The sequence below is a fragment of the Actinosynnema sp. NPDC002837 genome (genome assembly GCF_040295345.1).
Taxonomy (GTDB): domain Bacteria; phylum Actinomycetota; class Actinomycetes; order Mycobacteriales; family Pseudonocardiaceae; genus Actinosynnema.
Window position 1 is genome coordinate 42,647 of sequence record NZ_JBEOVG010000066.1, and the last position, 8,994, is coordinate 51,640.

The window sequence follows — 8,994 nt, forward strand, 5'->3', positions numbered from 1 at the left end:
GCGCTGGGGTGGGTCAGCTCCGCCGGTCGCGCCGCCCGGTCAGGCCCAGCGCGGTCGCGCCGGACAGGAGCAGCGCGCCGCCGAGCACCAGCAGGCCGCGCACGGACGTGCCGGTGTCGGCCAGGTGGTGGTCGTCCTCCGGGAGGACGGCCGCCGGGTGGCTCGTGGTCGCGCTGGTCGCGCCGCCGGTCGTGGTGCCGGTCGTGGTGCCGGTGGTCGTCGCGCCTGTGGTGCTGGAGCCGGTGGTGGTGGAGCCGGTGGTGGTGGAGCCGGTGGTGGTGGAGCCGGTGGTGGTGGAGCCGGTGGTGGTGGAGCCGGTGGTGGTGGAGCCGGTGGTGGTGGTCGTGGTCGTTGTGGTGGTGGTCGTGGTTGGGCTGGTGCGGCAGGTGGTGACGATGTCGTCGAACGGCGCGTAGTGGATCTCGCCGCCGCTGCCGCTGGTCTCACCGCCGTGCACGAGCGACTTGACCACCACCGCGCCCTCGATGTTGGACGGGCTCAGGTCGACCAGGGTGGCGTTCGGCGCGTAGATCGTGCCCCAGACCGTGGGCGAGCTCGGCGGCAGCGTGATCGTCCCGGACGTGGTGAAGTTCCACAGCACGTGCTGCGACGGCTCGTTGCCCTGCCAGCTCACGTTCGGCGGGTCGAAGGTGTAGTCGCCGGACACGTCGACGTTGATGATCAACCACGCGTCGTCGCCGGGTTGCAGGTAGCCGTTGCGCGGGTTGATGTTGTCCAGCGCGCTGAGCTGCTCCGGCGTCAGGGTCAGCACGTTCTGGCCCGGCTGCAGGCCGATCGTCGCGTTCGGGTCGGTGCCGTTCCAGGGGCCCTGGCCGTTCTGGTCGGTCAGCGTCACGGTGGACGGGCAGGCGAACATCTCCGCGTTGAGGCTCCGGTACGTCGTGAACAGCGAAGCGAAGTCGAACCCGCTCGCGCCGCCGACCGACTCGGCGGGCTCCGAGGTCTGGATCGAGACGCCCGGTGTGGTGCCCGGACCGGCGCCGTCGGGCACGACCCACGTCACGCCGCCGGACGGGATCACGTCCGCTCCGCTCAGGTCGCCGATCTTGGCGTAGGAGTTGTTGAGCACGCTGAGCGTGCCGGTGCTCCCGGCGAAGTCGATCGCGCCGCCGACCACGAAGCTGGTCGGTCGGGTGTCACCGGGCAGGACGTAGGTGCCCGCGTGGTTGAGCCCCGCGTTGTACTGCCGGAACCGGACGTCGCCGCCGACCGCCACCGGCCCCTCGGTCTCGTTCTCGTACAGCCCGGCGTCGCCCTCGACCAGCACGAGGAACCCGTGGCTCGGGTCGGCGTACACGTCACCCGGCGCGACCGGCCGCAGGGGGTTCACCTCGGCCAGGAGCCTCGGCTCGGCGCTGGGCGCCCAGGCGATCGCGACAACGGCGACGACGACCGCGGCGCCGACCGCGCCAACGCGACTGATCTGCATGTCCGGCTCCCGGTGAGGTCGATCCGCCACCCCACCGAGCAGCCAAGGGCAACTACCCGGACTCGGCACGCCGGCACGCTCGCGTTTCACCCGCCAGGGTGATCACCCGCGCGGGTCGGACTCCCGGGACCCCGAGTTCGACGCCCAATACCGACGACCACTAGTTCGTGAACCAGCCCAGCCGGCCGTCCGTCGTCACCAACGGCTCGCAGTGCCCGAGCCGGCCGCGGTGCTCCAGGGCCGTCGCGACCTGGTCCAGCATCTCGTCCAGGCTCGTCCACTCCGGTTTGAGCATCTCGCCCGCCTCGCGGTCCCACTCGACCACGCACCCCGACAGCACGCCCGGCCGCAGGTCGACCGCCAACGCGTCACCGCACCCGTCGAACGCGATCGGCAGCCACATCGGGTGGAACCCGGTCGTCGGCGTGCCCGCCTCGGTGGCGAGGTCCGCCGGCCAGAACCGCTCCTTCAACCGCCACGAGCGCAACGCGTTGGACGGACCGAGCGGTGTGTAGAACGGCGGCAGCACCTCCGCGAACGCCAAATCGGCGGTGCCACCGCACACCGCCCACCACGCGCGCAGGTCGGCGGGCGGCTCGAGGCCGCTCGCGACCGCCAACGCCTCGACCGCGGCGCTGTCCTCAGGGGGCACGAACGCCGATCCGGTCAAGGGGGCGTGGTGGTCGAGCCACGCCACAATCCGTTCCCAATGGCGCAAAACACCCACACACACATGATCAGGTGACGACACCGCCCGTGGTACCGCTCATCGGGGCAGGATCTCGCCGAACGCCGCACAACCCGCCGGCGGATGGGGCAGGATCGCGCTCGCACGGCACCAAAAGGGGGACGAGGGTGGAACGGGGTTTCGGCGTCGACACCGCGGCGCTGTCGGCGTACGGCAGCACGGCGGCGGGTCTGGCGAGCGAGGTCGGCGCGGTCGGCACGTCCACGTTGGCGGGCACGACGTCGTTGGCCGCGGGCAGCTTCGGCAAGATCGGCGACGAGGTCGGCCTCGGCGCGGCGTTCCAGCGAGCGGCACAGGCCCAAGTGGACGGTGTGGCCGCCGCGTCGGCCGGGTTGTCGGCGTTCGCCGCGGAGGTCGCGAAGACCGGCCAGGCGTACACCGAGCAGGAGGCGCGCACCAGCGCCGACCTCGACCGGGCGGCACAGGTCTGACGTGGACGTCGGCGGCTTCCTGGCGGCTCTGGTCCAGCCGATGAAGGACCACTTGGCCAAGCTGGAGGGCGACACCGGCGGCGCGACGGGCGCGGCCGAGGCGTTCGGGCGGGCGTCCACGGCGTTGACCGAGCTCGACGGCAGGCACACGGGCGCGGCGAACGCCGCGATGAGCCAGTGGTACGGGGAGAAGGCGAACGCGTTCCAGACCCGCGTCGCCGCGTTCTCCGGTGGCGTCGGCACGTTGGCGCGCAACGCGACGACCACCCAGCAGGCCGCCACCACGGCGGTGGACGCGGTGAACGCCGGCAAGACCGCGATCCAGGGCCTGATCGACGAGTTCACCGGCTGGGCGTGGTCCCGGCTGGCGGCGGCGGTCGCGGCGGGCGCGTTCGGCGGGATCGGCGCGGTGCTCGCGGTGGCGGCGGAGGTGACCGCGAAGGCCCGTGAGTACGAGGGCAGGACCGGTCAGGAGTTGGACAAGGTCCGCAACGAGCTGACGGCCGTCGTCGCGCAGTTGCAGGGCTTGGCGCACCCGAACTTCGCCGGGATCGGCGACCCGTTGGGCGTGGAGAGCGGTGGCGCCACGTCGACGTCGTCGGCCGGTGACGCGGGTGGCAGCGGTGGGTCGTCCTCATCGTCCGGCGGTGGGTCGGGTGGTGGATCCGGTGGCGGGTCCGGTGGCGGCGGTGGTGGTGGTGGTGGTGGTGGCGGCGGTGAGCCCACCGGGCCGCGCCTGCCCGTGGCGATCCCGCCGCAGCCCGGCACCGGTGTCGGCGTGAACCTGCCCGACGGCAGCTCCGCCGAAGCGCCCAACGAGACCGCCGCACGCGCCGTGCGCAACGCGTTGTCCGCTCTGGGCACCCCGTACGTGTGGGGTGGCGCGAACCCGCCCCAGGGCACGGACTGCAGCGGCCTGACCCAGTGGGCGTACGGCGGCGCCGGGTTCGACATCCCGCGGCCCGCGTCGTCACAGGCGATGGGCGCGTCCGTGCCGCCGGACCAGCTGCTGCCCGGCGACCTGGTGGTGTGGGACGGGCACGTGGCCATGGTGATCGGCAACGGGCAGATGGTGGAGGCGGGCGACCCCGTGCAGGTCAACCCGATCCGCACGAGCAACAGCGGTATGGGCTTCATGGGCTTCTACCGACCGACCGGCTGAGACGGGCTGAGGACGTGGACGAGACGCAGCGGGCGGCCCGGCGGGTCGCCGACACCGAGCGGCAGGTCGTCGAGCACGCGGCCCGCACCGGCCCGGTGCTCGGCCGGGCGTCGTCACCCGACGGCGCGGTCACGGTCGTCGCGGCGCCCGGCGGGCCGCCGCAGGAGGTGCGGGTTTCGCCGTCGGCGTTGAACATGGGACCGCGGGCGCTGGCGGACGAGATCCTGCGCGTGTCGGCGCGGGCGTCCCGTGACGCGGCGTCGCGCCTGCACCGGACGGTGGAACGCGTGGCCGACCCGGCGGCGGTGCGGGCGTTGGCCGAGATCGGCTTCGAACGCGGTCCGGACGACGACGAGTTCGACGGCACGTACCTGAGGGAGTCGCGGTGACGCAGGAACAACGGCTCGCGGCGGCCGAGGGCCTGACCGAGGTGCTGGCCCGCACCACCGGCAGCGCCGAGCACCCGACCCGCCTGGCCCGTGCCACGGCGACCGCGTCGGGTGAGCTCAAGGCGCTCGACCTGCACCCGAACGCGTTGGCGCAGGGACCGGACGCGGTCGGCAGGCTGGTCGTGGAGACGGCGCGGCTGGCCACGGACGCGGCGGTGCAGAAGAGCTACAACGAGTTGGCCAAGTCGTTGGGCGACAGCATGGCGATGGCGGTGGAGGCGTTCGCCGGGCCGCCGCCCTTGCAGCCGGCGGGTGCGGCCCCTCGGTCGCAGGCGGAGTCGGCGGCGATCCCTCGGCCGGAGGCGGCCGTTCAGCCGCAGGCGGCCGTCCAGTCGCAGGTCACGCCGCCGGCGGCACACCGGCGGAGCGCGACCGGGACGCCTCCGCCGCCGTGGGCGGGACAGGTGAAGAGCCGCCCCGCGCCCCGCCCGCAACCCGAGGAAACGGACGACGACGACTACTTCGCGGACCCTTTCCGTGGTCAACGGCAGTAGTGCGTGATCGACCCCGTACTCTTGCCCCCGCATCGCAAAGGGGCATGGCGTGACCGGGAGGTCGGATGGCACAGGACATCGTCCCGATCGAGCTGGGGCTCACCCAGGGTGATGTCGTCACCCTGTGGGCCCCGCGCTGGCGGGAAGAGGGCGAGGAGTGGGAAGCCTTCCTCGGCCACGAGGAGGACCTGTACGCGTTCCCCGATGCCGCGCACTTGGCGGCGTTCGTGCGCAAGGCCGAAGAGCACGACCTGACCGACCACCCCGCGTGGCACGTCGTGCCCGCGCTGTCGGTCGGTGAGCTGTCGCCGGACGACAACCACCAGTTCGACCTGGTCGGCGTGCCCGAGCTGGTCTCCGAGGAGCCCGACACGTGGGTCATCGGCGAACTCGCCGACGTGATCTCCATCGTGCGGTCGCTGGCGGACGTCTGCGAGCTGGAGAAGGTGCACGAGGTCCTCGACTCGGCGGAGGGCTTCGCGCTGCTCCCGCAGGGCACGCTGCCGTTCACCGGCCGCGAGGGCCAGGCGTTGTGGACCGAGATCTCCCAGGTCGTCGCGGAGAAGTGGGACGAGGTGCTGGACGCGATCGACGAGGTCGTGACCACGCCGGAGGTCGACGAGACCACGCTCAAGGCCGCGCAGGACGAACTGGCCGAGTTCGAGGAGGCCAACGCGGCCGCCGCGGCCGCCGCGGAGGAGGACGAAGAGGAAGGCGACGAGCCGGTCGGCTTCTGGGGCGAGGTCGGCATCGACCCGATCAAGATCATCAGTGGCGCGGGCGAGTACTACACGCTGCGCTGCTACCTGGACGACCAGCCGGTCTTCCTCGGCCGCAAGGGCCGGATCGACGTGTTCGGGTCGCCGCGCGCGCTGGCCCGGTTCATCGTCGAGGCCGACGACAACGACCTGGCCGAGGTGTCGACCTGGGGCGAGCTGGTCACCAAGGCGACCGGCGGCGACCTGGAGGTCGAGGTCGACCCGGACAACGTCTACGTGCTCACGGGGCTGGACGAGGACATCGCCGACGGCCCGGACGCGATCGACCCCACGCAGCTCGACCTCGTGGTCGAACTGCTGGAGGACGCCGGCGAGTGGGCGAACGACGACACCGTGAAGGTCGCGCTGAACCAGTCCGAGCGGCTGGGGTGGCTGGTGTCGTACGTGCTCAAGCCGGACCCGACGCGGCTCGCGCCCAGCGCGCCGTTCGACGACGAGCAGGTGGCGTGGCGGACGCTCGTGGCGGCGTTCGAGGACCGGCTCAAGGTCCACTAAAGGCCGAGAGAGTCGAGTGAAAAGGCAGAGGTCGCGGGCAGCCATCGGAGCCCGCGACCTCTGCGTTTGTGCGACTACCGGTCTGTGCGACCACCGGTCTGTGCGACTACTGGTTCGTGCGACTACTCCTGGGACAGAGCGGCGTAAGCCGGTTCGATGACGTCCTGGATCAGCGCGCGGCGCTCGTCGTGCGAGATGAACGCGGCCTTGGCGGCGTTGACGGTGAACTTGCGCAGGTCGTCCCAGCCGAAGCCGAAGTTCTCGACCACGGTGGCGAACTCGCCGGTCAGCGACACCATGCTCATCAGCCGGTTGTCGGTGTTCACGGTGACCCGGAAGCCGAGGTCGTGCATCCGCTTGATCGGGTGCTCGGCCAGCGACGCCACGGCGCCGGTGTGCACGTTCGACGTCGGGCACATCTCCAGCGCGATGCGCCGGTCGCGCACGTACGCGGCCAGCGGGCCGACCTCGTCGCCCTTGATGTCCTCGGCCAGCCGCACGCCGTGGCCCAGCCGCTCGGCGCCCGCGAGCTGCACGGCCTCCCAGGCCGACTCCGCGCCCGACGCCTCGGCGGCGTGGATGGTGAAGTGCGCGTTCTGCTGCCGCAGGTACTCGAACGCGGACAGCTCCTTGCTCGGCGGGAACCCGGCCTCCGGGCCCGCGATGTCGAAGCCGACCACGCCCGAGTCCCGGTAGCGGACCACGAGGTCGGCGATGCGCTGCCAACCGTCGTTCTGGCGCATGGCGCACAGCAGCGTGCCGACCCGGATGCGGCCGCCCGACGCGGCCTCGCCCTGGCGGAAGCCCTCCTGCACCGCCTCGACGGCCTGCTCCATGCTCAGGCCCTTGTCGGTGAACAGCTCCGGCGCGTAGCGGATCTCGGCGTACACGACGCCGTCGGCGGCGAGGTCCTGCACGGCCTCGGAGGCGACGCGCACCAGCGCGGACTCGTCCTGCATGACGCCGCACGTGTGCGCGAAGCCCTCCAGGTAGCGGACCAGCGAGCCGGAGTTGGCGTTGTCGCGGAACCACTCGCCCAGCGCCACCGGGTCCGTGGTGGGCAAGCCCTGGTGGCCGCAGGCCTCGGCGAGTTCGATCACCGTCTGCGGGCGGAGGCCACCGTCGAGGTGGTCGTGCAGGAGCACCTTCGGCGCGCGGCGAAGGTCTTCCTGGGTAAGCGGGGTCGGCATGGGCGCCACCGTATACCGGTGACACGCCGTGTCGTTCGGAGCTGCGTTGATCAAGAACCGGTATGATCACCCCCACGTCACCCGGTGTGTTCAGAACCACTCGATCAGGTGCCGCTTTCGCTGTCGTGAACCCGTTGTGCAGTCGTGATGCAGAACTTTCCGCTACTGGTGACCGGGCTTTAGTCACTCACTCGGCGGATGCTCACACGGAGCAGTCACAGGCGCGCTGCCGGTTACGTTGGGGTAAGGTCGACAACTGTCACTCCAACGGAGTACACGCAAGGTCGATCCAGGCGGTCCCGGTCGGGGGGCGCTACTGCCCGCCGCCCCAACCTGGTTAGGCTCCCGGAGGTCTCCCCTCCCCTGGACGAAGGCACCCGAGCCGTGAACGAGAACAACAACTCCACGATGTCCTTCGATCGGATGCGCAACATGCTCACGCGCGCCGCGGAGATCCGTGAGAGCGAACAGCAGCAGATCTTCGACGCACTGGACGAGATCCACGCGCGGATGTCCCCGCTCGAGTCGCTGGGTTCCGTTCGCAAGCGCCTGTCCGAGCTGCCCGACCGGACCGAGGTCAGCGTGCTGGCCGAGCGGCTGGACGAGGCGCTGGCCAAGCTGGAGGCCCAGGACGCCGCCGTGCAGGGCATCGGTCGGGCCGTCGAGGGCCTGGTCGACAAGCTCGCCAAGCCGTTCGCGCAGCTCGACGGTCGGCTCGACGGGGTGACGGGTCGGTTCGAGGGCGTCGCCGGGCGGATGGACGGCCTGGAGGACAAGCTCTCCCACATCCACAAGCGCCTCGACGACCTCGACGGCCACCTGGACAAGCAGGACGGCAAGGTCGAGCAGGTGCCGGCCGCGGTGACCGGGCCGTTGCGCGAGCGCATCGAGGCGTTGGAGGCCGCGCTGCGCGGTCGCCTGGACGAGGTCGACGAGGGCGTGCACGAGCACCTCGACGGCACGCGTGAGGCGTTGCAGCGCTCGGTGACGGAGTCCGCGAACGGCCTGACCGGCAAGCTGGACGAGACCCGCGACAACGTCAACAGCACGCGGGACGGGCTGCACGCGGCGTTGACCGAGACGCGCGAGTCGCTCGTGGCGCAGTTGGCCGACACGCGCAGCACGATGACGGGCAAGCTGGACGAGGCCCGCGAAGCGCTGCACGCGGCGTTGGACGAGACCCGCGACCAGGTCGACGCGACCGACCGCCTGGAGGCGCTGGCGCAGCGCTTGGAGCAGGTGACGTCCCGGCTCGACACCATGGCGACCCGGCTCGACTCGGTCGAGGACGACTTCGCGTCGCGGCTCGGCGAGCTGTCCGGCGTGGTGGAGCAGGGCATCGCCAAGGTCGAGGGCACGCTGGCGACCCGGCCGGACGTCGACTCGCTGGCGGGCCTGGTGCGCAAGAGCAACCAGGAGTCGGAGCTGCGCATCGGCGGGCAGTTGGACGAGGCGATGGCGACGTTCGCCGAGCTGATCCTCGGTGGGGGTTCGCCCACGCCGCCCCCGCCGCCCACCGCGTTGCCGCGGCCTCAGCGGCGGACCCGGAAGAACGGGCCCAAGCCCGGGGAGAACCGGAACGTGGACGATGACGATCTGACGGCTGAGGGCGCCTGATCCGCAGCCGGTTGATCACGGTGTGGTGCCGCTGATCGCTTGTGAGCAGTAAACCGAGAAGGTCCGGTCCGTGATTGTGTGCGGGCCGGGCTTTTTTGTGTGCCGGTGGGTGGTTCGGCGGCGGGTCCGTTGTTGGTCGGGTTTCGTGGGGAAACACCCACACGGCGGGGGGGTGTGAA

9 protein-coding genes are annotated in these 8,994 nt (G+C 71.5%); 6 read left to right on the forward strand and 3 right to left on the reverse strand.

The annotated features are described in order from the left end of the window. Positions 1-13 precede the first annotated feature (13 nt). A complete protein-coding gene (locus ABTZ99_RS32570; RefSeq protein ID WP_499616719.1) occupies positions 14-1,450 on the reverse strand; it encodes a collagen-binding domain-containing protein in 1,437 nt (478 codons plus the stop codon). Between the two features lie 160 nt (positions 1,451-1,610). Continuing rightward, positions 1,611-2,120, reverse strand: a complete 510-nt coding sequence (locus ABTZ99_RS32575; RefSeq protein ID WP_498780559.1) for an SMI1/KNR4 family protein — start codon at positions 2,118-2,120, stop codon at positions 1,611-1,613. Between the two features lie 185 nt (positions 2,121-2,305). On the opposite strand from ABTZ99_RS32575, the gene ABTZ99_RS32580 reads away from it, so the two are divergent. The 5 genes from ABTZ99_RS32580 (at position 2,306) to ABTZ99_RS32600 (ending at position 6,008) form a co-directional block, all read left to right on the forward strand. Further along, positions 2,306-2,629: a hypothetical protein gene (locus ABTZ99_RS32580; protein ID WP_498780560.1), complete on the forward strand. Its 324-nt coding sequence runs from the start codon at positions 2,306-2,308 to the stop codon at positions 2,627-2,629. 1 nt (position 2,630) lies between these two features. Beyond that, entirely contained in the window at positions 2,631-3,791 is a 1,161-nt protein-coding gene (locus ABTZ99_RS32585) for a C40 family peptidase (RefSeq protein ID WP_499616722.1), read from the forward strand. Positions 3,792-3,805: 14 nt separating this feature from the next. Further along, positions 3,806-4,180, forward strand: a complete 375-nt coding sequence (locus ABTZ99_RS32590) for a YbaB/EbfC family nucleoid-associated protein (protein ID WP_499616725.1) — start codon at positions 3,806-3,808, stop codon at positions 4,178-4,180. Next, on the forward strand, positions 4,177-4,734 hold the full coding sequence (locus ABTZ99_RS32595) for a YbaB/EbfC family nucleoid-associated protein (RefSeq protein WP_499616727.1): 558 nt from the start codon (positions 4,177-4,179) through the stop codon (positions 4,732-4,734). Before ABTZ99_RS32590 ends, ABTZ99_RS32595 begins: the two co-directional genes overlap by 4 nt. 65 nt (positions 4,735-4,799) lie before the next feature. Further along, a complete protein-coding gene (locus tag ABTZ99_RS32600; RefSeq protein WP_498780567.1) occupies positions 4,800-6,008 on the forward strand; it encodes a SatS C-terminal domain-containing protein in 1,209 nt (402 codons plus the stop codon). Between the two features lie 122 nt (positions 6,009-6,130). On the opposite strand, the gene ABTZ99_RS32605 is transcribed toward ABTZ99_RS32600, so the two are convergent. Next, complete coding sequence (locus ABTZ99_RS32605) at positions 6,131-7,198, reverse strand: adenosine deaminase (RefSeq protein WP_499616731.1); 1,068 nt, start codon at positions 7,196-7,198, stop codon at positions 6,131-6,133. Positions 7,199-7,606: 408 nt separating this feature from the next. Between ABTZ99_RS32605 and ABTZ99_RS32610 the strand changes: the two genes are divergently transcribed. Continuing rightward, positions 7,607-8,815 (forward strand): hypothetical protein, encoded by a 1,209-nt coding sequence (locus tag ABTZ99_RS32610; RefSeq protein ID WP_498780570.1) that lies wholly within the window; start codon positions 7,607-7,609, stop codon positions 8,813-8,815. Positions 8,816-8,994 lie beyond the last annotated feature (179 nt).

Excerpts from the sequence above, each read along its gene's own strand:
- ABTZ99_RS32570 (WP_499616719.1), bottom strand. The coding sequence starts at position 1,450 with ATGCAGATCAGTCGCGTTGGCGCGGTCGGCGCCGCGGTCGTCGTCGCC.
- ABTZ99_RS32605 (WP_499616731.1), bottom strand. The coding sequence starts at position 7,198 with ATGCCGACCCCGCTTACCCAGGAAGACCTTCGCCGCGCGCCGAAGGTG.
- ABTZ99_RS32600 (WP_498780567.1), top strand. The coding sequence starts at position 4,800 with ATGGCACAGGACATCGTCCCGATCGAGCTGGGGCTCACCCAGGGTGAT.
- ABTZ99_RS32610 (WP_498780570.1), top strand. The coding sequence starts at position 7,607 with ATGTCCTTCGATCGGATGCGCAACATGCTCACGCGCGCCGCGGAGATC.